Annotated in this window: 24 protein-coding genes; 7 read left to right on the top strand and 17 right to left on the bottom strand. The window is 41.5% G+C overall.

Annotated features, from left to right (window positions below; all coding sequences use genetic code 11):
• The first annotated feature begins 86 nt into the window (after positions 1-86).
• Positions 87-1,466, top strand: coding sequence for an FAD-dependent oxidoreductase (locus tag CSV64_RS06045; protein ID WP_099633861.1), 1,380 nt, complete (start codon positions 87-89; stop codon positions 1,464-1,466).
• 50 nt (positions 1,467-1,516) lie between these two features.
• On the opposite strand, the gene CSV64_RS06040 is transcribed toward CSV64_RS06045, so the two are convergent.
• Both CSV64_RS06040 and CSV64_RS06035 read right to left on the bottom strand, forming a co-directional pair.
• On the bottom strand, positions 1,517-2,443 hold the full coding sequence (locus tag CSV64_RS06040) for a manganese-dependent inorganic pyrophosphatase (RefSeq protein ID WP_099633860.1): 927 nt from the start codon (positions 2,441-2,443) through the stop codon (positions 1,517-1,519).
• 53 nt (positions 2,444-2,496) lie between these two features.
• Positions 2,497-2,943: an RrF2 family transcriptional regulator gene (locus CSV64_RS06035; RefSeq protein ID WP_099633859.1), complete on the bottom strand. Its 447-nt coding sequence runs from the start codon at positions 2,941-2,943 to the stop codon at positions 2,497-2,499.
• Between the two features lie 214 nt (positions 2,944-3,157).
• Between CSV64_RS06035 and hmpA the strand changes: the two genes are divergently transcribed.
• The gene (hmpA, locus tag CSV64_RS06030) at positions 3,158-4,345 is read left to right on the top strand and encodes an NO-inducible flavohemoprotein (protein ID WP_099633858.1); all 1,188 of its coding nucleotides are present in this window, start codon (positions 3,158-3,160) and stop codon (positions 4,343-4,345) included.
• 42 nt (positions 4,346-4,387) lie between these two features.
• On the opposite strand, the gene CSV64_RS06025 is transcribed toward hmpA, so the two are convergent.
• The 12 genes from CSV64_RS06025 to CSV64_RS05965 all read right to left on the bottom strand — a co-directional run bounded on the left by CSV64_RS06025 (position 4,388) and on the right by CSV64_RS05965 (position 17,451).
• A complete protein-coding gene (locus tag CSV64_RS06025) occupies positions 4,388-5,437 on the bottom strand; it encodes a YkvI family membrane protein (protein ID WP_099633857.1) in 1,050 nt (349 codons plus the stop codon).
• Between the two features lie 51 nt (positions 5,438-5,488).
• Positions 5,489-6,085 carry a DNA-3-methyladenine glycosylase gene (locus CSV64_RS06020; protein WP_099633856.1) on the bottom strand — a complete coding sequence of 199 codons (597 nt, stop codon included), beginning with the start codon at positions 6,083-6,085 and terminating at the stop codon, positions 5,489-5,491.
• 21 nt (positions 6,086-6,106) lie between these two features.
• Positions 6,107-7,843, bottom strand: a complete 1,737-nt coding sequence (locus tag CSV64_RS06015; RefSeq protein ID WP_099633855.1) for an ABC transporter ATP-binding protein — start codon at positions 7,841-7,843, stop codon at positions 6,107-6,109.
• Positions 7,844-7,863: 20 nt separating this feature from the next.
• Entirely contained in the window at positions 7,864-8,526 is a 663-nt protein-coding gene (locus CSV64_RS06010; protein WP_099633854.1) for a uracil-DNA glycosylase, read from the bottom strand.
• A gap of 108 nt (positions 8,527-8,634) precedes the next feature.
• Positions 8,635-9,777 (bottom strand): MFS transporter, encoded by a 1,143-nt coding sequence (locus CSV64_RS06005; RefSeq protein WP_199168441.1) that lies wholly within the window; start codon positions 9,775-9,777, stop codon positions 8,635-8,637.
• 649 nt (positions 9,778-10,426) lie between these two features.
• Positions 10,427-11,389 (bottom strand): siderophore ABC transporter substrate-binding protein, encoded by a 963-nt coding sequence (locus tag CSV64_RS05995; protein ID WP_099633851.1) that lies wholly within the window; start codon positions 11,387-11,389, stop codon positions 10,427-10,429.
• A gap of 33 nt (positions 11,390-11,422) precedes the next feature.
• Complete coding sequence (locus CSV64_RS05990; RefSeq protein ID WP_099633850.1) at positions 11,423-12,184, bottom strand: iron ABC transporter ATP-binding protein; 762 nt, start codon at positions 12,182-12,184, stop codon at positions 11,423-11,425.
• Entirely contained in the window at positions 12,181-13,131 is a 951-nt protein-coding gene (locus tag CSV64_RS05985) for an iron chelate uptake ABC transporter family permease subunit (RefSeq protein ID WP_099633849.1), read from the bottom strand. The genes CSV64_RS05990 and CSV64_RS05985 overlap by 4 nt, the downstream gene beginning before the upstream one ends.
• Positions 13,124-14,074, bottom strand: coding sequence for an ABC transporter permease (locus tag CSV64_RS05980; protein ID WP_099633848.1), 951 nt, complete (start codon positions 14,072-14,074; stop codon positions 13,124-13,126). Before CSV64_RS05980 ends, CSV64_RS05985 begins: the two co-directional genes overlap by 8 nt.
• Positions 14,075-14,314: 240 nt before the next feature.
• Positions 14,315-15,160, bottom strand: a complete 846-nt coding sequence (locus tag CSV64_RS05975) for a DUF6612 family protein (RefSeq protein WP_099633847.1) — start codon at positions 15,158-15,160, stop codon at positions 14,315-14,317.
• Between the two features lie 269 nt (positions 15,161-15,429).
• Complete coding sequence (hflX, locus tag CSV64_RS05970) at positions 15,430-16,698, bottom strand: GTPase HflX (protein WP_099633846.1); 1,269 nt, start codon at positions 16,696-16,698, stop codon at positions 15,430-15,432.
• A gap of 51 nt (positions 16,699-16,749) precedes the next feature.
• Positions 16,750-17,451 carry a VOC family protein gene (locus tag CSV64_RS05965; RefSeq protein ID WP_099633845.1) on the bottom strand — a complete coding sequence of 234 codons (702 nt, stop codon included), beginning with the start codon at positions 17,449-17,451 and terminating at the stop codon, positions 16,750-16,752.
• 288 nt (positions 17,452-17,739) lie between these two features.
• Between CSV64_RS05965 and nfsA the strand changes: the two genes are divergently transcribed.
• Together nfsA and CSV64_RS05955 are read left to right on the top strand one after the other, a co-directional pair.
• The gene (gene nfsA, locus CSV64_RS05960; protein WP_099633844.1) at positions 17,740-18,471 is read left to right on the top strand and encodes an oxygen-insensitive NADPH nitroreductase; all 732 of its coding nucleotides are present in this window, start codon (positions 17,740-17,742) and stop codon (positions 18,469-18,471) included.
• 22 nt (positions 18,472-18,493) lie between these two features.
• On the top strand, positions 18,494-19,687 hold the full coding sequence (locus CSV64_RS05955) for a class I SAM-dependent methyltransferase (protein WP_099633843.1): 1,194 nt from the start codon (positions 18,494-18,496) through the stop codon (positions 19,685-19,687).
• A gap of 56 nt (positions 19,688-19,743) precedes the next feature.
• On the opposite strand, the gene CSV64_RS05950 is transcribed toward CSV64_RS05955, so the two are convergent.
• Positions 19,744-20,928 carry a MalY/PatB family protein gene (locus tag CSV64_RS05950; RefSeq protein WP_099633842.1) on the bottom strand — a complete coding sequence of 395 codons (1,185 nt, stop codon included), beginning with the start codon at positions 20,926-20,928 and terminating at the stop codon, positions 19,744-19,746.
• A 146-nt stretch (positions 20,929-21,074) separates the two neighbouring features.
• Here CSV64_RS05950 and CSV64_RS05945 point away from each other — a divergent pair, with 146 nt between their 5' ends.
• On the top strand, positions 21,075-23,303 hold the full coding sequence (locus tag CSV64_RS05945; RefSeq protein WP_158233006.1) for an S-layer homology domain-containing protein: 2,229 nt from the start codon (positions 21,075-21,077) through the stop codon (positions 23,301-23,303).
• A gap of 51 nt (positions 23,304-23,354) precedes the next feature.
• Here the strand turns inward: CSV64_RS05945 and putP are convergent, their stop codons facing one another.
• Positions 23,355-24,836: a sodium/proline symporter PutP gene (gene putP / locus CSV64_RS05940; protein WP_099633840.1), complete on the bottom strand. Its 1,482-nt coding sequence runs from the start codon at positions 24,834-24,836 to the stop codon at positions 23,355-23,357.
• 227 nt (positions 24,837-25,063) lie between these two features.
• On the opposite strand from putP, the gene CSV64_RS05935 reads away from it, so the two are divergent.
• Positions 25,064-25,387 carry a YbjQ family protein gene (locus CSV64_RS05935; RefSeq protein ID WP_099633839.1) on the top strand — a complete coding sequence of 108 codons (324 nt, stop codon included), beginning with the start codon at positions 25,064-25,066 and terminating at the stop codon, positions 25,385-25,387.
• A gap of 45 nt (positions 25,388-25,432) precedes the next feature.
• On the opposite strand, the gene CSV64_RS05930 is transcribed toward CSV64_RS05935, so the two are convergent.
• Positions 25,433-25,627, bottom strand: coding sequence for a YwbE family protein (locus CSV64_RS05930; protein WP_099633838.1), 195 nt, complete (start codon positions 25,625-25,627; stop codon positions 25,433-25,435).
• Between the two features lie 124 nt (positions 25,628-25,751).
• Between CSV64_RS05930 and CSV64_RS05925 the strand changes: the two genes are divergently transcribed.
• Entirely contained in the window at positions 25,752-26,192 is a 441-nt protein-coding gene (locus tag CSV64_RS05925; RefSeq protein ID WP_099633837.1) for a YtoQ family protein, read from the top strand.
• Positions 26,193-26,404 lie beyond the last annotated feature (212 nt).

The following is a 26,404-nucleotide window of genomic DNA, read 5'->3' as shown; positions in this document are numbered from 1 at the left end:
CTTTCTATTCTCTATTTTAGATTCAAGTAAAGTTGGCAACAATGTTAATGCTTGGGCTATGTAATTTTACAGAATGAGGTGTCGGAATGAATGAATCTTTATGGCTTGCCACCGCTTATCCAAAGTCCGCATATCCAACAGTAGATGATGATATAACTTGTGATGTGTTAATCATCGGAGGCGGGTTGAGCGGTATAGCAAATGCTCATTTTTTATCTAAACAAGGAAAGGACGTTGTGTTGCTTGAGAAAAACAGTTTATTGCATGGAGCAACGGGAAATTCTACAGGTAAATTAACCGCCCAACATGACTTAGTATACGCGGACATGATTGAACAGTTTGGTGTGGAGAGCGCAAAACAATATTTCAATGCAAATGAACAGGCTGTTGATTTCGCTCGATCTATTGCGGAGGCGGATCAGCTACAAACTGCACACTCCGCGCTATATTCCCAAACAGCTGAAGGTACGGAACGCTTATTGGCAGAGAAAAAGGCATATGAAGCGATTGGGATTCCATTTACACTTGCAGGCAATGCATCCTATTTACCTTTTGAAACAGCTCACACTTTACTGATTGAAGACGAAGCTCAAATACATCCAGTACGTTTTGGGCAACAATTAGCACAGCTCGCTGTGAAACAAGGTGCACGTATTTTTGAACATGCACAAGTAGCTGCTCTGGATACGGATCGTCATTTTGTCAAACTGTCTTCATCTAAAGTAGTCAGTTATCGACAACTAGTTATCTGTTCCCATTATCCAATTGAAGCACTAGAAGGCATGCAAATTCTTAAACTGGATGTCGAGCGCTCCTATATCGCCGCGGCAAAAACAGATACTCCGTTTGATCATCAATATATCTCGGTTGATGAGCCGAAACGCTCGATACGGACAGCGACGATCGATGACCAATCTTACTTGTTGCTATGCGCTCAATCTCATCCTGCTGGCTCGGAAAAAGAAACTCAACTACATTACGACAGCCTAACAGAGGATATAAAAACGACTTTGGGGCATCCTGAAGTTGTCTACAAATGGTCGGCTCAAGATCCGTCCACACCTGATTTAGTGCCTTATGCAGGAGCTATTTCAAAGTCTTCGCCAGACGTCTATATTAGTACTGGCTATCGAAAATGGGGATTATCTAATTCCTTAGCTTGTGCGGAAATTATCTCGGATGCGATTGTCGGTCGCTCGAATGCCGCGAGCGAGTTATTCTCTCCTGGCAGAACAGATTTCGGCTCTTTATCTAGTCGCGCTTTACTATTAGCGGGACGTACGGTAAAGGAGTTTGCTGGTGGCCATATTGCGCGGACTGACTCCCCTATCTGTACGCATATGGGATGCCGCACCCGTTGGAATAAAGGAGACCAAACGTGGGACTGTCCGTGTCATGGATCACGTTTTCGTGCGGATGGAACCGTGTTAGAAGGTCCTGCCACACAGCCTCTAGATTTAGGATAAAAAAACTGTCATAGAAGATCGGGCTACCGATTTCCATGACAGTATGGGGATTACGAAAGTGCTTCAGTCAATACAGGCACAATTTGCTTCTTACGTGAAACAATACCTTTTAACAATGCCGAATTATTATTGAATGCCACATTAAATGCAGATCCTGCACGTTCAGCTTCTTTTCCTAGCGCAATGATAACAGAATCGCTATTGATGATATCCGTCACAACAAACAGGAATAAATCTAGCCCTTTTTGTTCGATTACTTCATTTAATTCCGCTTCTAGTTCGTCTTGTCGACCAAGGATATCTTGCAAGTCTACTGCATTTACTTGTGCGATTTCCATTTTCACATCACCGAATACAAACTCTTTCGAATCCAGACTAGCCAAATCCTTTACAGGTATAGAGCTTAAGTCTGCTCCAGCTTTCAACATGTCCAAACCGTAGACAGCGGCATCTACTTCTGCAATCGTAGCAAGTTCTTCAGCTGCTGTCTTGTCTTGATCTGTAAATGTTGGAGATTTGAATAATAATGAATCCGATACAATTGCAGAAAGCATTAAGCCCGCAATGTTCTTTGGAATTGCAATGCCATGCTCTTTGAATAATTTGTTCAAAATCGTTGCCGTACAACCTACTGGCTCCGCGCGATAATACAATGGATCGCTTGTCTGGAAGTTCGCGATACGGTGATGATCAATCACTTCCAACACTTGTACATCATCCAAGTCATCCACACTTTGTTGTTTCTCATTATGATCGACTAAGATGACTTGAGATGTTTCAGGTGCCGCTTTTTCAATTAAGCGTGGTGCTTCAAAACCAAATGTTTCAAGCGCATACGCTGTTTCTTTTGTAATATTTCCTAGACGGACAGCTTCTGCATCCACTCCGATTTGTTGCTTGAGATAGGCATACGTAATCGCAGATGCGATAGAATCTGTATCCGGGTTTTTATGCCCAATGACTAACACTTTTGACATTTTTTAATTCCTCCTATTTCACTATGTTTACTCACTATATTCTACCACACTATTCAGGATTGACTAGTGGGAAATAGTAAAGAATGTATTTCTTCCTTATTGTGAAGGAAATCAGCAATCGTGTAACGGTCTAGCACTGCGAAGTACGCTTGAAGTGCTTCATATAATACACCCCTTAGCTGGCAGGCCTGCGATAACACACACATATTTTTATTTGGATCAAAACATTCGACTAAGTGAAAATCGTCTTCTGTTTTTCGAACTAGTTCCCCTACATTAATGCTATTTGGATCAACACTGAGACGAATTCCACCACCACGACCACGAATGGTTTCAATCAATTCCAGTTTTCCTAACTCATGGACTATTTTGGTGAGGTGATTTTTCGAGATTTGATAAGCATCCGAGATTTCTTGAACAGTGGATAATTTATCCGATTGCTTAGTAGCTAAAAAAATCAGAACTCGCAGCGAATAATCTGTATACATCGTTAAACGCATAATATCACCACTTTCTACTCCCTCCCCATTATAGCATTTTCAATCGAAAAATCATTGATTGACACTGAGCATTTCAGGCAAAAGCCTGACTACTTTTTGAATAGAATGTGACAACATTCACATTTCTTTTTTAAACATGTATTTATAATGTATCTTTTGGATTCAAATTGATTTATGATAGAGATATCAAATACGGAGAGGTTGTGCATTATAAATGTTAGATCAAAAAACTATCGACGTTATTAAATCCACAGTACCAGTATTAGAGGAACACGGAACAGCTATTACTACAGTATTCTATAAAAACATGTTCGTGGCTCATCCAGAATTATTAGATATATTCAACCACGCTAATCAATCCCAAGGGCGTCAGCAAACAGCTCTTGCAAACACAGTATACGCAGCAGCGCAACATATCGATAACCTAGAAGCCATTCTACCGGTTGTTGTACAAATCGCGCATAAGCACGTATCTCTTGGAATCTTGCCGGAACATTATCCAATTGTCGGAGAGTATCTGTTAAAAGCCATCAAAGAAGTACTTGGCGATGCAGCGACTCCTGAAATTATGGATGCATGGGAAGCCGCTTACGGTGTAATTGCTGGCGCATTCATCGGTGTAGAAAAAGATATGTATGCGAATACAGAGAAATCCGATGGCGGATGGCACTTATTCAAAGACTTTGAAATCATTGACAAAGTAGAAGAAAGTGACGTCATTACTTCATTTTACTTAAAACCTGTTGACGGCAAAAAATTACCATACTATTTGCCAGGACAATACATTACGATTCGTATGGAAATCCCAGGCGCGAAAAATATTGTCAACCGCCAGTACAGCTTGTCTCAAAAATCAAACGATGAGACTTTCCGTATCTCGGTTAAACGCGAAGATACATTATCACCAAACGGCGTAGTATCATGCTACTTGCATGAAAATGCGAGTGTAGGCGACATCGTGGAAGTGAGCCCACCAGCAGGTGACTTCTACTTAGATCCTACTGGTACAGCACCTGTTACTTTAATCAGTGGTGGAGTTGGTATTACACCAATGAAAGCTATGTATTCAACTATTGCAGACTTGTCTCCAGAACGTGAAGTAGCATTCTTGCACTCCGCACGTACACGTAGTCAACAAGCATTTGCGAATAAACTAGAGCAATTAAATGCAAAACTACCGAACTCTACGTACAAAGCTCTTTATTCAGAAGAGGGAGACGGCATGTTCACACGTGAGTTCCTAGAACAAAACGTTATTGCGGGCAGCGATGTCTATGTATGTGGACCAACTGGCTTCATGGAGTTCGTACTGCAACAACTTACTGCTATGGGTATACCTGAAGATAAACTTCACTTCGAGTTCTTCGGCCCGGCTGTAGCACTTCAATTACAATCTGTTTAAGCAGAAACAACCCCCGCGAATGAATCATTCGCGGGGGTATTTTTATATTCTCTTTGGCATACGAATCGAAGCCCTAATGAGTGCAATTACTAAAAACAGACCTAAATAGCCAACAACCGGATACAGTGTATTGACCAATTTTGTAAATCCAAAAAAGCTTAATGCATAGCCTATTACTAATGAAAATGCTACAAACAGCTTAAACTTCATCGTTCCACTTTGAATGAAGCGAGCACCAAACGCATAGAACATACTAACTGCTGTATTGAAGATCATGCCGTATAAAATAACTGCCATGAAGATCGCAAAGATTGGTGAAATATTATTGATAATGGCAAGCATCGGTAAATCTGCTCCCGCCACATTTTCCACTTGTGAAAAAATAGCCAAGTGACTTAACAGAATTAAAATACCTAACACAAGCCCCCCTACAAATCCACCCCGTGCTGCAATCTTTTCATCTTTTTCCGCCCCACCCATGACAATAGCCATTGAAGCGCCTACCGCAATATTAAATGACACATAGTTAATTGCGGATATGAACCAGTTAGGCAATGTCGTTGGCAATGCTTTTGCAACAGGATCAAGAACTGCGAATGTTGTATCCATCGTGACGATACTGTAAACAGATACGGCAACTACTGTAATAATTAAAAACGGTGTCACACTCCCGATTATAGCCACCACTTTATCTACATTTAATAATATCGTCAAGAACACCAAGATGATCATAAGCAAACTACCTACAAACGTCGGCAAGCCAAATTGCTGATGTAAGTTGGCACCGGCACCCGCTAGCATCACTACACCCACGCCAAATAGGGTAAAAATGATAATACCATCCACAATTACACCTAAGTAGCGGCCACTAATTTTATAAATCACTTCTTTATGTGAAGGTGTTCGCATTCGACTTCCAAGACGTGTTAATGTCATGCCTAAGTAAGCGAATAGTGCCGTACAAATCACTGCGCCAATCATGCCTAAGTAACCGAAACTCGTAAAATACGTCATGATTTCATTACCGGAAGCAAATCCCGCCCCTACGATAATCCCAATAAACGCACTACCCATTCTCAATATTTTCTTCATAATTTCCCCTATTCTTCTCTATAACCACACAAATTCGAGATGTTCTATAATCTATTTTCTGTATTTTGAGACGAACGGGTTGTCTTTTTCATAGAAACGCCAAGGATAATGCACGGCTTCACCAGTGTTGCCAATCCCTACCCGCGGACCCGCTTCTATTTCAGCCTGTGGAAAGCCTTCTGCTATATAGAGAGGCCTCTGTGTCCAATGATGGCCGTAGTATGCCATCGTCACGCCAAGAGCTTTGGAGAGCTTGCCGGGCCCATTTGTAAGATCCGTTTCTTTCTTAATGTGTATGCCGCGGCGTTGTTGCATATGACTTACTCCCTCTATTGGTTCGCCCGCCCGTAGTAACACAGCATGCGGTGTTCCCTCTTGTGCACAGACAACATTCATTAGTGTGTGGGTATGCATCTGATATGTATAGACAGAACCAGGACGGCCAAACATCACTTCTGTGCGCTTCGTTCTCCGATTGCCATAACTATGCGCAGCACGGTCTTCAGCTCCGTGATACGCTTCTGTTTCCACAATTCTCACCACTGATAATCCTTCAGGTTGCTCATGGACAATATATTGTCCGACTAAATTACGAGCAAGTTCGAGTACGGGTACATTAAAGAAAGATGAATCAATCGGTTCATACATATTTTCTTCTCCCTTCAGTTTTCACGCCAATCCTTGTCCTCTCGCAAATTCACGGTAAAGATCATGTGTTTTCAATAGTTCGGCGTGATTTCCTCTACCGGTAATCTGTCCATTCTCTAAAAACAGTAATTGATCCGCATGCACTACAGTTGCCAGCCGGTGTGCAATAATAAGCGTAGTTCTGCCTTGCATCAAGTGGCGTAATGCTTCTTGTACATGTGTCTCCGAACCGCTATCTAAATTCGATGTAGCTTCATCTAATAATAAAATCTCAGGGTTATGCAATAAGGCACGCGCGATCGCAATACGTTGGCGCTGGCCGCCTGATAACTTCATACCACGCTCTCCTACCATCGTATCAAATTGATCCGGCATATCTTTGATGAATGTATACGCATTGGCTGCTTTTGCCGCTTCAATGATCTGTTCAAGGGGTGGTCTCTTTTCCAAACCGTACGCAATATTATCTACTATGGTTCCGCTCAATAACGGGCTTTCCTGCGATACGTAACCTATACGTTGGCGCCAATCAGATAACGGAATCATTTGGATTGGATCTGCTCCAAGCCGTATTTCCCCCGCAGTCGGTTGATAAAATCTCTCCATCAAGGAAAAGATTGTGGTCTTCCCTCCACCGCTTGGTCCGACGAATGCCGTTACAGTTCCTTTCTCAGCAATGAATGAAATTCCGTTCACTACTCCTTTTCCCTCTTCATATGAAAAATGAACATTTGAAAATGCAATGGCACCTTCCGTCTCCGATGAACGTTCACCGTCAGACGGCTCAGAATTCATTCGCAGAATCCCTTGAATTCTTTCTGTCGCCCCTACTGCTTTTTGAAATGAAGTGAAAAATTGAGCCATTTGTGCGAACGGCACGATAATCTGAAATAGCAAGAAAATAATTGCAACCAACGTTCCTGCAGATAATTCTCCTTTTGCAACTTGAGCTCCTCCATATCCGAGAATCACTACTAGGATACCCATCATCGTCAACATCATGATAGGTGAAATAACCGCCTGGATTTTCGCTTCTTTCAGCCCATATCGGAATAGCGATTGAATGGCAACTTTGCCTTTCTCTCCTTCAGTAGGTTCTGCGCGGTATGCTTTCACTAAACGGATATCTCCAAGCACACGGCCAAGATGCCCCGAAAATTTTGCCATCTCAGCCTGTGTCGCTTTTGCTACTTTGTGCATTAGGCGCCCAAGCGGATACAAGATCGCCATACTTACAGGCACACTGATCAACATGATAATCGTCATCTTCCAATCGAGTACCAATAAAATAATGATCGCCCCAACAATCGAAATCATCCCCGAGATGAACGATACTAGGTGCTCTGAAACAAGGGATTTTAATACGGTCGTATCTTGCGTAATCCGACTCATCGTTTCACCCGTTTCATTTCGATCAAAATATGGAACAGGTAAGCGCAGTACTTTTTGCCATAATTGATTACGCAAATCCGCAACTACCGTCTCACCGATAAAGGCTAGCATATAGTAGGAGAAACCTCCGGCGATTGCTTGTACCACGAATAAAACGAGCAGAAAAACACCCGTTTTCCAGTTCAATAATTCACTTGTAAACGAGTCCACTAAATCTTTAGTAATCAGTGGCACAGCTAGTCCCGCAGCTGTTTCAACTAGGGATAACAAGAGGGCAAAGATTGTTACAGCTACCGGCCAATGCAATGTCTTGACCAGGCTCATAAAGTTTTTAACGGATCCTTTAGGTTTTACTTGAGCATTCATGATGTTTCCTCATTTCTATCTCATTCAAACGGATGTTGCACTTTTCTTTGAAGGTATTCACCTATGCGGTGCCAATCGGCTTCCAAGTCAGGTCTAAGGGATGGGCGATAAAACACGGATGCCGGATGGAATGTCGGTAATATAGTGTACGATTCGTCCGTTAAACTATATTGTTTATCTTCTAATGCTGCTAAATATTGCACAGGTTGCGTCAGTACTTGCCCATGAAGAGCTGTAACCTTCGCATGTTTTCCTAGCAATCGTTGCAAGCCAATATTCCCTAGTGTTACGATGAGCTTTGGTTGAAGATTGGCTACTTCAAAATCGAGCACTTGCGCATGAGCCAATTGCTCTTTTTGTGTGGGTGGACGATTATACTTACGTTCCGTCAAACTACCATCCCGTTCTTTCTTTGTCCCCCATTTGTACGGTCTACTGCGAAACGAACTCGTCATATAAACATCTTCACGTGTTAACCCAATCGATGCAAGGGATTTCATCAATTCATCACCTGCACGACCGATGAACGGAACACCATGTATTGCTTCATGTTCCCCCGGTGCTTCTCCAATTAGTAAGAGTGTCGGTGATTTCGGACCTTCCCCGTGAACAAAGCCTTCTACTGGAAATCCTTCGCTGCGTTCTAAAGCTATACGCGCAATTTCATCTGGTACACGAAACATCGTATCCACTCCTTTCTGTAATTATAAAGGTTTCGATGTCGAATCAAAAATGTTAACCATCGAAAAAGCCGCCCCCATTTATGTAAAATGGAAACGACTTACTTTATACTATGTTAACTCAGTTTGTTTTGTTTCTGTTCCAAGGAAAATAACAGCCAGTACACCTACCATAATTGCTGCGCAGAATATGCCAAAGATAATTCCGAAGCCGTATCCTGCCGTTAACAAGGAACCAACGAGAAGCGGTCCGAAAATACCTCCTACACGCCCCACTGCAGCTGCAACCCCGGAGCCTGTCGCTCGGATCGCTGTAGGGTATTGTTCCGGAGAATAAGCATAAAGAGCTCCCCAAGCACCCAAGTTAAAGAAGGATAGAAACGCACCAGCCACCATCAACGTAGTCAATGTCTCCGCATTACCGAAAGCAAGAGCACTGAGCGCCGTTCCAAATAAATAGGTAGCGAGGACGAATTTACGCCCCATGCGCTCGATCAACCATGCGGCACTGAAATAACCTGGTAACTGTGCCAATGTCATCAATAATACATAGCCGAAACTCTTAATTAGACTAAAACCCTTGATCACCATAACGCTCGGTAGCCAGAGGAACATGCCATAATACGAGAAGACCACAGCAAACCAAACGATCCACAACATAATTGTCCGCTTTCTAAATGCAGGAGCCAGTAATTGCTTTAGTTTCTGTCCTGTCGTTTGCGATGTTTTTTCTTGCTCTTCAAACTTCTTGGAGTCAGGCAAATTACGTCGTAAGTAAATTGCATAAAATGCCGGTAGTGCTGTGATAATCAGAGCTACTCTCCAACCGAATTCCGGGATAACGAAATACGCTATTAAAGCCGCTATGAGCCAACCCGCTGCCCAAAAGCTTTCGAGTAAAACTACTACACGTCCCCGCTCTTTTGCAGACACGCTTTCCGAAACTAATGTAGAAGCAACGGGCAACTCTCCACCTAACCCTGCTCCTACTAAGAAACGCAAAGCTAAAAATGCCCATAATGTCGTTGTCAACGCGGATAAGCCACTCGCAACTGAAAATAAAACCAAAGTCATCATAAATACTTGCTTGCGCCCAATCCGATCGGCCAATAAACCGAATCCGAATGCTCCTATTGCCATACCGATGGAGTTTACGCTACCAATCCAGCCCATCTCAGTCGAAGTCAGATTCCACTCTACAGCTAATGCAGCAATAACAAATGACAGAATTCCAACATCCATCGCGTCGAACATCCAGCCTGTCCCAGCGATACCTAGTAATTTATTCCGAGATATTTCTTTCTTTTTCACAAGGCTTCTACCTTTCTATTGTGCAATCTTTATATGTCTTTACAGGTGTCATTATAGCACTTTTTATTTGTATTTGACTAGTTTTGTTTTTTGGTTTGTTTTGGTGGTTTTGGATGTGGGCTAGGGCGAGCGAATGCGGAACATGATTGAGCGGGTAGGCCGAGGTAATGAGCGAATACGGAACGTGATTGAGCGGGTAGGCCGAGGTATGAGCGGATGCGGAACATGATTGAGCGGGTAGGCCGAGGTAATGAGCGAATACGGAACATGATTGAGCGGGTAGGCCGAGGTAATGAGCGAATACGGAACGTGATTGAGCGGGTAGGCTGAGGTAATGAGCGAATACGGAACGTGATTGAGCGAGTAGGCCAAGGTAATGAGCGAATACGGAACGTGATTGAGCGGGTAGGCTAAGGTATGAGCGAATGCGGAACATGATTGAGCGGGTAGGCCGAGGGGATGAGCGGATTCTTAACACGATTGAGCGGCCAAACATCGTAATTGGGCTCAATCCAACAAATTAAAGCTAAAGAACAATCAACAAGCATATAAAAACCCCGGAAGACAGAGTCTCCCGGGGTTTCATTCGTTCTTATAGTCCAGCTTCTACTTCTTTGATCATTTCTTTGATTGATTGAAGCCCGCCACCAGATAGGTACCAGTATTCACCGTTCAAATAAACCATTTTGTCATTTTGGAATGCGTTTGTTTTCTTCACAAGATCGTTTTCAACAGAATCTTTTGCTGTTGCGCCGTTACCAATAGCTGCGTCACGGTCGATTATGAAGAGAATATCCGGGTTTGTTTCTAAGATATATTCAAACGTAATATTTTGTCCATGTGTAGAAACTTCAATTTTTTCGTCAGCGGGTTCAAAACCGAATACGTCATGTACTAGTCCGAAACGTGAGCTCGGGCCGTATGCACTTACTTTTCCTTCAGTTGCTAAGATGATCAATGCATTGCTGTCGATACCTTCAGTCTTAGTTTTGATGTCTTCGATGCTTGCATCTACATCTGCTAATTCAGTATTCATCTCATCTTCTTTATCGAAGATTGTAGCGATTTTGCCCATGTTCTCTTTGAAAGAATCCATGTAGTTAGCTGTATCAATACCCATGTAAACTGTTGGTGCAATTTCAGATAACTGATCATACAAGTCTGTTTGACGTCCAGAGATGAAGATCACGTCTGGCTTCATTGCATTGATTGCTTCAAAGTCAGGCTCTTTCAAACTACCAAGATTTTCATATTTCTCATCTTCGTATTTAGAAAGGTAACCTGGTACGTTTGATTGTGGAAGACCTGCAACTTCAATTCCTAGCTCATCCAACGTATCTAATGTTCCAAAGTCAAAAACGACTACCTTTTCAGGGTTCTTTTCAAGTGTTGTTTCACCAAGTTCATGTGTAATCGTTACTTCCTTGCTTTCTTCAGCTGGCTTGTCTTCAGGTGTTGCATTGTCTGCAGGTTTTTCTTCGTCTTTCGCACCGCCACAAGCAGCTAGTGCAAGCATTAAGATTAATGCGAATAGGGAAAGGGTAAGTTTCTTCATTTCAGTATAATTCCTCACTTTTTATGATTTATTTTAAGAGTTAAAATACACACAAATACGGCAATCTTTCATTTGTTGAATCGGGATTTCCATATCATAAATTTCACGTAATGAATCTGAGGTAATAATATCGTTTGTTACTCCGTCCTTGACGACTTTTCCGTTTTTCAACGCAACGATACGGTCTGAATAGACAGAGGCAAAGTTGATGTCATGCAAGACGATGACCACCGTTTTGCCAAGATCGTCGACTAGTTGGCGCAAGATTTTCATGATTTGCACGGAGTGTTTCATATCCAGGTTATTCAGTGGTTCATCGAGCAAGATATAATCGGTGTCTTGTGCAATCGTCATCGCAATGAAAGCTCGCTGACGCTGACCGCCGGATAATTCATCCAAATAAGCTTCTTGCATGTCTGTCAGGCCCATATACTCCAACGCCTGATCCACCATCCGCTCATCTTCTTCCTGAAGACGGCCCTTACTATGCGGGAAACGGCCGAACGAAACAAGTTCACGGATGGTAAGTTTGACATTCATAAAGTTGGATTGCTTTAAAATCGCGACGCGCTTAGCAAAATCATTGGATTTCATATCTTTCACTTTGCTTTTATCGAGCAATACCTCGCCCGTGTCGGCATCCATTAAACGACTTACCATTGATAGAAGAGTAGATTTACCAGCCCCGTTCGGTCCAATGAAAGATGTGATTTTTCCACGGTGAATATTTACACTGACCTTTTCGACGACTGCTTTTTTCCCATAAAACTTCGTTATCTCACGAACTTGAATCATGAAGATCGACTCTCCTTTAATAATAAGTAGATAAAGTAAATGCCACCGACAAAGTTAATGATCACACTGAGTGTGGTCGAGAAAGAGAAAAGACGTTCAACGATCCATTGACCGCCTACTAATGCAATGACACTCATCAACGCAGCACCAGCGATTAACACTGAATGCTTGAACGTGTTGAAGAATTGGTAAGACAAGTTGGCTACAATTAGCCCGAAGAAAGTAATCGGACCTACAAGTGCAGTGGACACCGCAATCAGTACTGCCGATAAAATCAGCATGATCTTGACGACCGACTGATACGGCACACCTAGATTGATAGCTGTATCGCGTCCCAATGATAAAACATCGAGTTCATTGATATAGCGCCAACCGATAACAAGTGTGATAACCAATATCGATAATGCCCACCAAACGAGATCACCATTGATATTGTTGAAACTCGCAAACATCTTATCTTGCACACGCAAGAATTCATTCGGATCGATCATCACTTGCAGGAATGTCGATATACTTCCGAAAAATGTACCTACGATGATGCCGACTAGTAATAAGAAATAAATCGGCCTATTCCCTTTACCAAATAAAAAGTGATAAAGCAGCAAGGCGAATAATATCATGGCACCTACCGACAGCATGAAGTTAAACTGCTGGTTGACCAGTACAAATGATGTAGATCCGAAAAAGAAAATGAGTACGGTTTGCAGCAGGATATAGAGTGAATCCAATCCCATGATACTTGGTGTCAAAATGCGGTTATGTGTGATTGTCTGGAAAATAACTGTGGAATATGCCACTGCTACACCTGTTAAAATCATAGCCACGACTTTGACTGCTCTTCTAGGAAGTGCATAGTCATAGCTGCCGTTCAAACCTTGAAATAGATACAACCCGCAAAAGACTAATGAGAATGCCAATAAAATTAGCAGTTTCGTTGAGTTACGCATAGGCTTTCCCCCTAAACAACAAGAACAGGAAGATTGCGCTTCCGATGACACCGACCATTAAACTGATCGAGATTTCATATGGGAAGATAATAACCCTGCCTAGAATGTCACAGATAAGAAGGAAGATTGCACCTAGCAATGCGGTATGCGGCAATGTCTTTTGCAGATGGTCTCCTTTGAAAATCGAGACGATGTTCGGAATGATTAACCCTAGGAAAGGAATCAGACCTACTGTCAATACAACGGTTGTCGTAATTAGTGCCACTAAGATCAGTCCGATATTGACGATACTCTTGTAAGCGAGTCCTAAGTTCTTGGAGAAGTCTTCTCCCATACCCGCCACTGTAAATCGATTCGCATATAAATATGTAATGATCAACACAGGTACACTTATATACAAAAGCTCATAACGACCTTTCATGATCATAGAAAAGTCTCCTTGAAGCCAAGCCGACATATTCTGGATCACGTTTGCTTTAAATGCAAAAAATGTGGCGATGGAAGATAAGATATTCCCAAACATCAATCCGACTAGCGGAATGAAAATCGCATCTTTAAATTTAATACGATCAAGAATTTGCATAAACAAGAATGTACCAAGTAAGGCGAATGTAAATGATACCGCCATTTTTTCTAATAGTGTCGCGTTGGTAAATATCAACATGGACACTAAGATTCCAAGTTTAGTCGCATCCAACGTTCCTGCCGTAGTAGGAGAGACAAATTTATTGCGGCTCAGTTGTTGCATAATCAAACCTGCAATACTCATCCCTGCACCTGCAAGCAATATCGCGACTAATCGTGGAACACGACTTATTAAGAATATTTCTGTTGCTTCCGAGCGCCAGTCCAATAGGTCCGCTGGTGTGATTCGGCTTGCACCGACAAACAGCGAAAGAAATGATAAAAGTATAACTGCTGTAATTAAGTAACGTTTCTTCATGAAGAACTCCGATATCGAATATTTGAGCATTTCTCACTTAAATGAAAATGATTATCATTCGCTCAAGAACAACATTACCGCGTTTAGCATATGATGTCAATATCTAAATGAAAATCGTTATCAATACTTTTCACTAATTGACGATTACGGGACTAATGCACCGTTATTTATTCATCCATATGAGATCATACGAAAAAACCGTTTTCCGTATGACACGGAAAACGGTGTATTCATTTACTGTTAATCCATTTCTTTAGCACTATCCAGTATTTCTTTCGGTACTTTGATTTCATCAATCTCATTGATCTTGGTCATAGTACCTTTAACATTCTGTGTGACTTTAACTTGCTGGCCTTGTTCCTCCATTGCCATGATCATATCCATGTCAAAGTCTTTTGTGAAGAATGTCTTTTTATCGATAGTAAATTGCAGATCAATTTTTTCAATTTTCATATCGACGTTATCCAACTTCGCTTCATCTGCTTCCGCTGGCATGTTCTGATCCAACATCTCTTTCATAAGCTCACTGAATTTTTCACCGGAGCCTATCAACGTTAGAACATATTCATCGTCGGTCTCTTCAAATGTAAAGTCTTCTGCATATTCCTCATACATAGTGAAGTCCACTGGTGATTCAGTCATTCCTGCTGTTTGACCGGTGACTTCTTTATACATTTCATTCGGCAATTTGATCCAACTACCTGACTCTGGATTCTTCATGAAGAAGCCTTCTTGAGTCATATATTGTTCTATCGCTATTTCTTCACCATTAGCTTGCATATTCATCGTTTGACGAATTGCGAGCGGTTCAAGAATCATATCCATCTCAATTGTTGAATTCATTTCTTTTTTCTCATCGCCCATTTCTAACGTTTGCATAATGTCCATATCCGAATGCATGCTTTGCTGGGTTTCAGCTGCTGCACTCGCTTTTTCCATTACTTCACCCGCTGTTAGTTCACTTTTGACGACCACTTCTTCTTTTTTTCCTGTCATAGGATCTTCTTTAGGTTCAGCAGTTTGGCCGCAGGCACTTAAAACAAACGCTAACGTCCCTACAGTGAGAATGGTTGTCCATTTTTTCATACAGTCCATCACTCCTTATATATTGTTCTCGCTTTGTTGTGCGGTTAGTTAAGATAGATCTTCAAATCCACCTATTGTATGAAGCATGAAATACAAATTAGTAGGCAATATCAACGATTATCTAACATGTTTTTTCTTGTTTTTTATCAAGAGGTTTAAATTCTTAGTAATCGGGCAAACTAGATGCATCCCACCCCCTTTCTCTTCTTATAAAGATAAAAGGATTTGGCTGCATGCAATGCGCATGCAGCCCTTTTTTTTATTTACATTCACTTCATTATGAATTCTTGTAGGCGTTCACATTCACTTTCGGGCATTTCCACGGTCATCAATGTACCTTCTTCTTCGTATGCTGTATCTTTAATCGAGGCATTTTCATTGAGATGTGCAACAATTTCTCCACGATCGTATGGAATCATTATTTTACACGTGACATATTGTCGGAACAAGTTTTGCTGAATCAATGTTAATAATTCAGATATGCCTTTATTTTCGCCAGCTGACATCCAAATACTTTGATCTTTTGTACGCGGATAGGAGATTTCAGTTAAGTCTGATTTATTATATATGTTGATAGTAGGAATACTCTTTACTCCTATATCCCCTAATGTTTCATTGGTCACATCCATCATATGACCGTGTTCTTCATCGGAAACGTCCACAACATGCAACAGTAAATCGGCATTCTTGGCTTCTTCTAGTGTCGAACGGAATGCTTGGACAAGATGGTGAGGAAGTTTGGATACGAATCCTACGGTATCTGTTAAAATAAACTCTTTTTTATCTTGCAGTTTGATTTTTCTTACAGCGGTTTCGAGCGTTGCGAATAGCATGTCTTTTTCACTAACTTCTTTGGATTCATCCACATCTGTATATTGCAGCAACCGATTCATTAACGTGGATTTCCCAGCGTTTGTATACCCCACGATCGACACAACAGGTATGCCGCTTCTGACACGCTGTTTTCGCTGCGTTTCCCGTTGATCACTTACATGCTCTAGCTCACGGCGAAGCTTCGCGATCTGATCTTCAATTTTCCGACGATCGAGCTCTAGCTTTGTTTCACCCGCCCCTTTATTCTGTAAGCCGCCTCCTGTGCCACCACCTTGCCTACTGAGTGATGCACGAAGTCCTACGAGTCGCGGTAATGTATATTGTAGTTGCGCCAATTCGACTTGCATCTGTGCTTCTCTATTGCGCGCGCGCCTCGCAAAAATATCCAATATAAGCATAGTACGGTCAATAATTTTACACTCTAGATCTCTCTCCAGATTTCGTAACTGGGAAGGCGATAATTCATCATTGAAGATTAATAAATTAGCTCCGGTTTCTTCATACACTTCACGAATTTCACCAATCTTTCCTTTCCCAATATAAGTAGATGGGTTTTTCCGTTCCAAGTTCTGTGTCACTTCACCTATGACTTCCACATTGATTGCTTCTGCCAAATTCTTCAGTTCTTCCATCGCATATTCGAAGTGCAAATCCTTTTGTTCGTGCACTCCGACTACTACGGCCTTTTCAATTAACACATCCATGCTAGTATCCCCCCGACATCTTTCTATATAGTTTACCCTTCGTTCTGTTTGCTAATCGTTCGATATGAAATGAACTTCCGCCAAACGTTGCACCGTTTCACTTTTTTCTATAAAGTGCAAGACCATGTCTCCGATTCGAATATCATGTGCATCGCCGACTTTCTGCGATAATAATACCGCCCATTCACCTGCTTCTTGCAAAGGTTCTTCCACATGAAAAACACATTCTGAAACTTTTCGCTGTGGATGGAAAGTCGTTCTTGCACCAGTCTTGGCGAGACGAGCTTTTCGCTGTGATTCGGGTTCTTCCCATTCAATGAAAAACGGATACGGCAATTCATTGGAGACAGTTTGTTCGATAAACAACATCTTCCATCGAAGCAACTCACCGTTTTCTGTTTTTCGTGAGGCATTGAGGATTTTTGTTGTAGTGAAACCTTTGTTATCGAGTTCATCTTTCCATTGTTCCATATCTTCAACCGAAAAGCATACATTCGCCCAGCCATCTCCGTATTGCTGATCATGAAAGTAGTGTGCAATGAGTGGCAAATGCGCTGCCGCCACCCTCGCTTTGTCTTCGTCCTCTACTGTCAGCCATTCGATATAGGCATTATCAACATATAATAATGCGTTTGCTGTTCCCCAGTCTTCATGCTGTCCACCCGCTACTGCCCGTTTACCTTTTGCACGTTGCTCTTTAACAATGCTCTGTACATCATTCTGGGTGAAATAGACAATATGGTCGAGTTTCATAGTAAGCCCTCCCTCCTCAATAGATGATTTCCCTCTATCATATCAAACCTGTCTTACCAAACGGGATTCACCGACCTATCCCGTAAATGAAAGTCCCGCTACATTCCTACTGTTTTTGGACAACGAATATACGATGCGAGACAATGATGCAATATAACCTCTCATAGTATGAGAACAGCTACAATCTAAATAAGCTTCAGTGTTTCCCGAAAGGTCAGAATAGTGTAGGATAAAAGAAGAGTTTCAGGAGTATTTATGTCCTGATGATAACGAATGCGGAGGGATTGTATGGTAATCGATTTATTAAAATCTCACTCATCGGTTCGTCGTTACAAAGATGAGCCGATTTCAAGAGAAACAGTTATGGAACTAGTTAAAGCAGGTCAGCACGCAGCAAGTTCTCACTTCGTGCAAGCCTGTACCGTAATGTATGTAACAGACACTGAAAAACGCGGTCAATTAGCTGAGCTATCCAAGAACCGCCGCCAATTCTATACAGCCGGTGCGGTATTAGTATTTTGTATGGATTATAACCGCTTATCTCACGCTGCTCGTTTACATGGTCAGGAAATCGACTATACCGTAGTAGAGAATGTGCTAGTTGGCGCGGTCGACGTTGGTCTATTCGCACAAAATGTCGTCATTGCTGCCGAATCCAAAGGCTACGGCATTTGCTATATCGGCGGCGTACGGAATGCGATGGAAGAAATTTCAGAAGTACTGGAATTACCGAAAGGCGTTGTGCCTCTATTCGGATTGTCTATCGGTGTTCCAAATGAATCCAATGGAGTCAAACCACGTTTACCTGTAGAAGCCGTTTTGCATGAAAACACGTATAACGAAGAACAGTACACTGATCTATTACCAGCTTATGATGAAATCATGAAAGAATACTATGCAAGCCGTGACTCCAATCAACGTGATGCAATGTGGACAAAAGAAATGGCCGATTTCCTTGAATCACCAAGAAGAACGGATCTCCAGGCATTCTTAGAAAAACAAGGATTCTTATTGAACTGAAGACAGACAGGAGTGTCAAACAATGTCAGTAGATGACGTGCTGGAACTACTCCAGCGACGCATGGCAGATGGAACATTCATCCGTGCCACAATTAGTGGGCCACGAATGAAATCCAATGATGTGAAGCGAATTAAATTAAAACCGCTTGAACTAAAAGGTGAATTTTATATTCAATTTGAATATCAACATGAACGTGTTCTGAAGCATGACAACGTGGCGCTAGAAGACGTGGCGCAGCCCTTGCACGAGGCTTTGGAAAACTTTAAGCAATTCCACATTGATTTGTCAGATGAAACGATGCAGATTCAAATATCCAAGAAGATGAAAGTTTCTATTAAACGAATTTTCCTCAATACCGAAAAGACAGTAGACTATGCGCATAATCGTACGAAGAATTATGCATTGCATGAAGGCACACCTTACCCATTTCTCATTCGCCTTGGTGTTCAAACACCCGAAGGTAAGGTTAAGAATCAAAAACATGATAAGTTCCGTCAGATCAATCGCTTCGTCGAACTGATTGATGACACGCTTTCCCACTTGCCAAAAGACCGTCCGATTCGCATACTCGATTTCGGATCAGGTAAATCTTATTTGACGTTCGCACTGTATCATTACTTGCGAATCGAAAAAGGTCTGGATATTCGGGTGACGGGATTAGATCTGAAAAAAGAAGTCATTGAAGAATGTCAAGAAATCGCACGTGATCTGCAATACGATCAGCTGGAATTTCTAGTAGGCGATATCAATGAATATGATGGGGATACCGCAGTCGATATGGTCGTCACGCTTCATGCATGTGACGTGGCTACGGATATGGCATTGGCTAAAGCAGTTAACTGGGGGGCTTCCGTCATCCTATCTGTTCCTTGTTGTCAGCATGAGCTGTTTTCACAAGTTCATGCTCCGGCACTCGATATCATGTTGCAACATGGCCTAGTAAAGGAACGTTTTGCTGCACTCGCAACCGATTCCATCCGCGCAGAGTTGCTAACATTAGTTGGTTATGAAGCACAACTCGTCGAGTTCATCGATATGGAGCACACACCGAAGAACATCTTGATACGCGCTTACCGGACTACTAAACAACCAACTGTTGCGCAAATTGATCGTTACACAGCATTCAGGAATATGTTGCAGGCGAAGCCTTTCCTGGAGAATGAACTAAAGCCTTTGCTTGGTTTTCTACCGACAAATGACAATTACAGTATATAATAGCGAAAAGATCACCTCTACGTCATATTGACGAAGCGGTGATCTTTTTATATTACTTATGATTGGGGCAAGTGCTCGATGATAGTATCCACTGCTTGCTTAATATAATGTGGTTTCGTTCCAAGGTTCAAACGAATGAAGCCTTTTGAGTTTTCCCCAAACCACTCTCCGTAGTCAATTGCTAGTTTACATGTATCTTGTACGAATTCCTTTACACCATCCGGCTGGATATGTGCACGCAAGTCAATCCATAATAAGTACGTTCCCTCTAACGGCGTAACGATTAACTTAGGCGCATGCTCTGCGAACTGTTCAACCGCATAGCGTTCATTAGATTTCACGACTTCTCGTAACCCTTCAAGCCAGTCCACCCCATGATTATAAGCCGCTTCTGCAGCCGTCATTCCTAGCATATTGACTTCTGTTTGATTCACGGAATTCACATACGTATCGAACTGCTTTAGTAACGCTTCATTTTCAATAATGATCTGGGATGTTAACAAGCCTGCCAAGTTGAATGTTTTCGAAGCAGAAGTTACCGTAATAACACGCTCTGCGTACTTCCCTCCAGAGACAATTGCAGATGGTATATGTGTATGATCGCCAAACGTCATATCATGATGGATTTCATCCGATACAATCAACACGTCATGCTGTTCACAGATTGACAGGAGTTTTTCCGCTTCCTCTGCCGTCCATACACGGCCAACGGGATTATGCGGTGTACAATGAATGAATAGTTTCACGTCATTCTCGATTATTTGCTTTTCAAAGTCTTCAAAATCGATTGTGTAAATACCTTCCGTATTAATAAGTTCGCTACTTATCAGTGTACGACCCGTATCTTTCACTGCGTTGGCGAAAGGATAATAGACCGGGGATAGAATAATCACTGCATCCTGAGGTTTTGTAAATGCATTTACAAACCAGTATAATGCCGTCACGACGCCTGTCGAAAAACGCATCCATTCTTCTTTCACTTCATAACCATGACGCTCACGTTCCCAATTAATAAACGCTTCAAAATATGATTCAGGTGCATATGTATAGCCGAACACCCCAAAATCCACTTTTTCTTTCAATGCCTCTATCACTTGCTCTGGTGCTTTAAACTCCATATCCGCTACCCAGGCAGCAAGTAAATCTGCATCACCGAAACGTTCCTCAAGCTTGTCCCATTTCAGCGAGTTCGTACCCTTTCGATCAATTGCATAACGCTCTAAAAACTGTTCTTTATTCATATAGAAACCTCCTCTATTATCATCTTTATAGTAGTCATTCTATTCCGATTGTATCATATGTCCCTATTTGCTTCCTACGTTGTCGTTATGATTTATTTTGGGGTATACTAGAGTATTGAAGCAACATTTAGGTGGAGGTTATGAACGTGAGAAAATGGAATACCGCAATGGGTTTACTAGCACTACTTTTCATTTGTTCCATTCAGCCTGTCAGCGCACAAACGACAGATATAAAATATATAGATGTCCCTAATCATCACTGGGCGAAAAATGAAATAATGCAGCTGGATGAAATGAAAATCATTACAGGCAATTTCGATATGCAGTTCCATCCTGAAACACCGCTAACAAAGGGTCAAGCTGCTGTCTCTTTATCTAAAATTTTCGGATCAAAATTTATTGATAAATCTTATGGATTTTCAGATATCGCATGGGGATCGGATAAAGCACGTTTTGCTTCGACCGCTGTCGAGAACGGCTGGATTCAACCAAGCAAACAAGGTGTTTTTGGCTTTGACGAACCATTGACGAAGACAGAACTATGGAATTCATTCATTACGGCTTTTGATATGGAAAAGGACTTTGGTAAAGTGTTATCTACTAGCTGGCCTTCTAGTTTGGATAGATCAACGCTGAAAAACATTCCTGTTTATACGTTTCCTCAAGTAGAGGAGTTTCTTCATTACGGCGACTCGCTCGTATCCAGAGCATACTTTTCAAAAGCATTGCACCGGATACTAGTAGAAACTAATCGTATTAAGCAACCAAAGCAGTTCACACTTTCCACTCCGGAAGAGTCTGTTACCTATAGAAAAAGTGTTCCCGATACTTATTTAGGAAGTGTTCCGTTCAGTACACACCCTCTTTATTTGCGCTCCAAGGATGCCTTTGAATATAAAGAATTTACACAAACTGATTATGGGTTTTCACGTGATAGTACCTATACGTATGCCGTTGGAAAAGAAGGAGCAGAAATTAAATTAACTGTTCGTGAATTACCTAATAAAGATGTATTTGTATTCTCGGAACTAAATAATCCAACAGACGAATCTATTACGGTAGAAGTACTTCAAAAGGAAGAGGATGTTGCGCGTATTAATTTATTACGCTATGATCGCTATCCACTCATGCGTGAAAACACAGATTTGGCTGATGCTGATATGACCACTTATCCGACAGGTCTGTTGCGCTTCATCAAGACAGATGGCACAGTAGAAGAGCGGATGATTGGACAGGCTTATCAATCCAAAAAATTATCCCTTCGCTATGATAATAACGAACAAAGCGTCTCGCGTGAACTTCTTGAAGAGCAAGAGAATTTCTCCTATGCATTAGCTGGAAAAACACTGCTATCCTCTTATACACTACACGCCAACACAGGGGAAATTGCTGACCACTGGTATGTCGATTCAGACGAGCAGTTGTTTAATTCAAAGAATGATATATTCAAGTGGATGAGAGAAACTAGTCAGAATCACAAAAAGCGGAATAAGTGGTACACAGCTGAAGGCTCGTATAATAAATTGGCTGACTCGACTGAACCGATGCCCGTTACAGGTCAAAACTACGGTCGAAATTTATTGATGCTTAAAGAAGATCGCGCATTGACACTTTATCATGAAAATAAAGGACGGTACTATGAGAATCTGGTCTATAATGCCTTCGTCAACTTGAAAAACTTCAAGCAGGACAAAGACTACTGGGAAACGGAAGTAACAAGTACGTATCTTAAAAACTTATATGATATTCACGCACCATTTATTGATACGCGTTTCAATGAACAAATCGCTTTATTCTATTATAATATCGGCGATGAGTTTGGAATTCCTTCTGCGAATGAACCACTGCGTGATTATGCTGACCTTCTCGTTTCCCAGCAAGGTAAAGGTAATATTAATCGAGTAGCCAGTGATGCGTATTATATTGCAGACTACTTTCCAATAAAACAGCAAGTCACTACCCATACATCCATGAACCATGCACTCGGTGGTATGAATATTTTACTCATGTCTTACCAGGAGTTCGGGGATTGGAGATATCTTCAAACCGCACGTAATATCCAGCGAGCCATCGTCTATCAAAAAGATAAATGGATTCGTGATTCCGGAGATATTTGGTATAAAATCTCTCCAGAATCCACTTTCGAAGGCGATGATTATAAACATCTGACGCTAGAAGATTTAATTGAGTCCTATCAACTTTGGCAACAAATTGATCCTAGTTACTTGCCTACGCTAAAGCAACTAATTATTTCTAAAGCCACCTTCTTATCCAATGAAAAACTCGGCTATACGACGAAGATTAAAAAAGGCTTGAAAGATATTGGATTGTACGAGTATTTACCCGATGGCGATGAAGTTACCGACGCATTATAAAATATACAAAAAGAGCTATCCGTGCACACTGTGCAGGATAGCTCTTTTCGTTTATTTTCCTTCTTCAATTAACTCTATTGTATCATCAAACTCTTTTTCAATAACCGAGTCATGTTTATACGTTATTTTACTTACTACAACCGCAACAAGAAGACAAATCACAAACCCTGGAACGATTTCATATAATGAACTCGATAAGAACTTGACGTTACCCCAAATACCGACTGTAATTGCACCAGTGATCATACCGTATAGCGCACCTTTAGCCGTTAATTTTCTCCAATATAATGATAAAAGGATGATAGGACCGAATGCCCCACCAAAACCTGCCCAAGCAAACGAAACCAACTTCAAGACAGATTCTTTATTTGGCCAAGCGAGCACCATTGCGACAATCGTCACGAGCAGAACAGCTAGACGACCTAAAAATACATAACGACTATCCGTAGCATTTGTTTTGAAAACCGCTTTATACAAGTCTTCAATCAACGCAGAGGAAGTCACAATCAATTGGGAGGATATCGTACTCATGATAGCTGCCAAGACTGCAGCTAGCATAATGCCTGCAATTAGCGGATGGAAGATAATCTGTCCTAGAACAATAAAGACTGTTTCTGGATCCGCTAAGTCCGCGCTATTTTGCTGAAAATACGCGATACCGATTAATGCAGTAGAAATTGCACCAATCAAACTTAGTATCATCCAACCAATCCCTATCCGTCTTGCACTTTTTGTCTCTTTAACTGAGCTGATTGCCATAAAACGGACGATAATATGCGGTTGCCCAAAGTAACCGAGTCCCCATGCAAGCGAAGAAATGATACCTACTACACTCACACCTGATACAAAGTTAAACAGCGAAGGATCAACTTCTCTAATACTCGCCGCTGTTTCAGAAAATCCACCTGTAATGAAAATACCAAATGAAGGCACTAAAATTAACGCTAAAAACATAATCAATCCTTGAACAAAATCAGTATAACTGACGGCTAAGAATCCACCAAATAACGTATAAGCTAGCACGACTACTGATACAATAATAAGCCCCGTATGATACTCTAATCCAAATGAACTTTGGAAGAACTTACCACCCGCTACCATACCTGAAGATACGTAGAACGTGAAGAATGACAAGATAATGATTCCTGAAGCTACTCGTAGTAAACGAGAAGTATCTTTTAATCTGTTCTCGAGAAAACTCGGAATCGTGATAGAGTTATTCGAGACTTGTGTATAGGCACGTAAACGTGGTGCCACAAACAACCAGTTCAAATAAGCACCTACCGTCAAGCCAATCGCCAACCATATTTCACCTAATCCACTTAAATAAATTGCGCCCGGTAATCCCATCAAAAGCCAACCCGACATATCGGAAGCTCCCGCACTCAGTGCTGTAACAGCCGGTCCGAGTGAACGTCCACCAAGCATATAATCCGTCAGGTTCGATGTACGTTTGAACGCATACCAACCAATGAACAGCATAGCCGCCATATAAACGATTATGGAAATAAGCTGATACATTTGTTCTGTCATACTATCATCTCCTTTTTTCTATCTATGTACTCATACTACCTGATAGGTAGCGAGCTTTGAACCTTTATTTCGAGACTCGTAGAATATGACTATTTTTCGATACGATTCCCTGGGAAATTACTTCATTTGACACAGAACAAATAAACGTTTTATTTTCACACTTTACATTTATTTGAAACCATTCGTTCTATCATAACGTATATATATAAACCAAAGGGGGAGATCGAATGTTACACACGACAACTAACATGCTACAAGGCCGGACAATTGAAACGTATCACGGGATCGTATCAGGAGAAACTATCATGGGAGCAAATATCGTACGAGATATTTTTGCATCTGTCACCGATATTGTAGGTGGACGCAGCGCTGCTTATGAAAGCAAACTAACTGAAGCACGTCAAACAGCCATTGATGAAATGTCCCAGAAAGCGAGTGCTATGGGGGCGAATGCTGTCATCGGTGTAGACTTAGATTTCGAAATGGTACGTGAAGGCATGATGATGTGTATCGCCACCGGTACAGCTGTTACGTATCGGGATGGAGAATAATCATTAATAGAAAAAAGAGAGGGGTTCCCCTCTCTCTTTTTTCTATTATCCTAATATTTCTGCTACGCGTCCAACTTGTCCGTCTTCAAGTCGCACTTTAATACCGTGTGGATGGAAGCTGGAATTGGTCAACAAATCTTTGACAACACCTTCTGTTTTCACTCCACTACGCTGATCTTTCTTTAAAATAACAGCTACACGTAACCCAGGTTTTACATCTGAACGATTTTGTCCATTCATATACTCATCTCTCCTCTTTTTATTCAGTGTACCATATTCATGAACTCTTTCTCCCCCAGTACATCGGATGAAGCAAGATCGGATGCATGGTACAATAAAGAATATCAAACTAGGAGGGGTTTTCATGCGATTAACAGTATACCTAGCTGGGGAAATTCACACGTCTTGGCGAGATGAAGTCAAACAACAAGCAAAGGATCTACAATTACCGGTAGATTTTGTCGGACCCATGGAAGACCATGACCGTTCAGACAACATCGGAGAAGAAATTCTTGGACAACAACCGGATAAAATCTTTAAAGATGCCGCAGCTTCAAGCCTCAACAACTTACGAACAGAACTATTAATGAAAAAATCAGATGTCGTCATTGCATTATTTGGTGAACAGTACAAACAATGGAATACTGCGATGGATGCCAGCGCAGCAGTCGCTTTCGGGAAACCACTCATTCTGATTCGTCAGGAAAATCATCACCACCCATTAAAAGAACTATCCCGTAAAGCACATGTTACGGTAGAATCGGTAGATCAAGCAGTTTTAGCATTAAAGTATATTTTCGAGTAACTATGTCATTGACTCGCTAGAGGACAAGCCTATTAAATTATCGGCTTGTCCTCTTTTTTCTCTACTGACTTCTATGATTACCACCTCAACTATCATTTACTTTTGGCTAGTCTTCATACATAATGTTTTTGACCTATCACATCTCAAAAAAAAAAATTTCTTAACAGAAAATTCTATCTGTATATAACATGTCAAAATGGTAGAATAGGAGT

The sequence above is a fragment of the Sporosarcina sp. P32b genome (assembly GCF_002743335.1).
In the GTDB taxonomy this organism is placed as follows: Bacteria; Bacillota; Bacilli; order Bacillales_A; family Planococcaceae; genus Sporosarcina.
Note: the sequence above shows the minus strand (reverse complement) of the source record. Positions and strands in the feature narration are given on the sequence as shown.

Bases quoted from the DNA above. Each gene is read 5' to 3' on its own strand.
- CSV64_RS05930 (WP_099633838.1), bottom strand. From the start codon at position 25,627: ATGAATGGACAAAATCGTTCAGATGTAAAACCTGGGTTACGTGTAGCT.
- CSV64_RS05995 (WP_099633851.1), bottom strand. From the start codon at position 11,389: ATGAAGAAACTTACCCTTTCCCTATTCGCATTAATCTTAATGCTTGCA.
- CSV64_RS06010 (WP_099633854.1), bottom strand. From the start codon at position 8,526: ATGTTTCGTGTACCAGATGAAATTGCGCGTATAGCTTTAGAACGCAGC.
- CSV64_RS05975 (WP_099633847.1), bottom strand. From the start codon at position 15,160: ATGAAAAAATGGACAACCATTCTCACTGTAGGGACGTTAGCGTTTGTT.
- CSV64_RS06025 (WP_099633857.1), bottom strand. From the start codon at position 5,437: ATGAAGAAAATATTGAGAATGGGTAGTGCGTTTATTGGGATTATCGTA.
- CSV64_RS06040 (WP_099633860.1), bottom strand. From the start codon at position 2,443: ATGTCAAAAGTGTTAGTCATTGGGCATAAAAACCCGGATACAGATTCT.
- CSV64_RS05985 (WP_099633849.1), bottom strand. From the start codon at position 13,131: ATGCGTAACTCAACGAAACTGCTAATTTTATTGGCATTCTCATTAGTC.
- CSV64_RS05980 (WP_099633848.1), bottom strand. From the start codon at position 14,074: ATGAAGAAACGTTACTTAATTACAGCAGTTATACTTTTATCATTTCTT.
- CSV64_RS06005 (WP_199168441.1), bottom strand. From the start codon at position 9,777: ATGTTCGACGCGATGGATGTTGGAATTCTGTCATTTGTTATTGCTGCA.
- putP (WP_099633840.1), bottom strand. From the start codon at position 24,836: ATGACAGAACAAATGTATCAGCTTATTTCCATAATCGTTTATATGGCG.
- CSV64_RS05990 (WP_099633850.1), bottom strand. From the start codon at position 12,184: ATGATTCAAGTTCGTGAGATAACGAAGTTTTATGGGAAAAAAGCAGTC.
- CSV64_RS06020 (WP_099633856.1), bottom strand. From the start codon at position 6,085: ATGTATGAACCGATTGATTCATCTTTCTTTAATGTACCCGTACTCGAA.
- nfsA (WP_099633844.1), top strand. From the start codon at position 17,740: ATGGTAATCGATTTATTAAAATCTCACTCATCGGTTCGTCGTTACAAA.
- CSV64_RS06035 (WP_099633859.1), bottom strand. From the start codon at position 2,943: ATGCGTTTAACGATGTATACAGATTATTCGCTGCGAGTTCTGATTTTT.
- CSV64_RS05925 (WP_099633837.1), top strand. From the start codon at position 25,752: ATGCGATTAACAGTATACCTAGCTGGGGAAATTCACACGTCTTGGCGA.
- CSV64_RS06045 (WP_099633861.1), top strand. From the start codon at position 87: ATGAATGAATCTTTATGGCTTGCCACCGCTTATCCAAAGTCCGCATAT.
- CSV64_RS05955 (WP_099633843.1), top strand. From the start codon at position 18,494: ATGTCAGTAGATGACGTGCTGGAACTACTCCAGCGACGCATGGCAGAT.
- CSV64_RS05950 (WP_099633842.1), bottom strand. From the start codon at position 20,928: ATGAATAAAGAACAGTTTTTAGAGCGTTATGCAATTGATCGAAAGGGT.
- CSV64_RS06015 (WP_099633855.1), bottom strand. From the start codon at position 7,843: ATGAATGCTCAAGTAAAACCTAAAGGATCCGTTAAAAACTTTATGAGC.
- hflX (WP_099633846.1), bottom strand. From the start codon at position 16,698: ATGGATGTGTTAATTGAAAAGGCCGTAGTAGTCGGAGTGCACGAACAA.
- CSV64_RS05965 (WP_099633845.1), bottom strand. From the start codon at position 17,451: ATGAAACTCGACCATATTGTCTATTTCACCCAGAATGATGTACAGAGC.
- hmpA (WP_099633858.1), top strand. From the start codon at position 3,158: ATGTTAGATCAAAAAACTATCGACGTTATTAAATCCACAGTACCAGTA.
- CSV64_RS05935 (WP_099633839.1), top strand. From the start codon at position 25,064: ATGTTACACACGACAACTAACATGCTACAAGGCCGGACAATTGAAACG.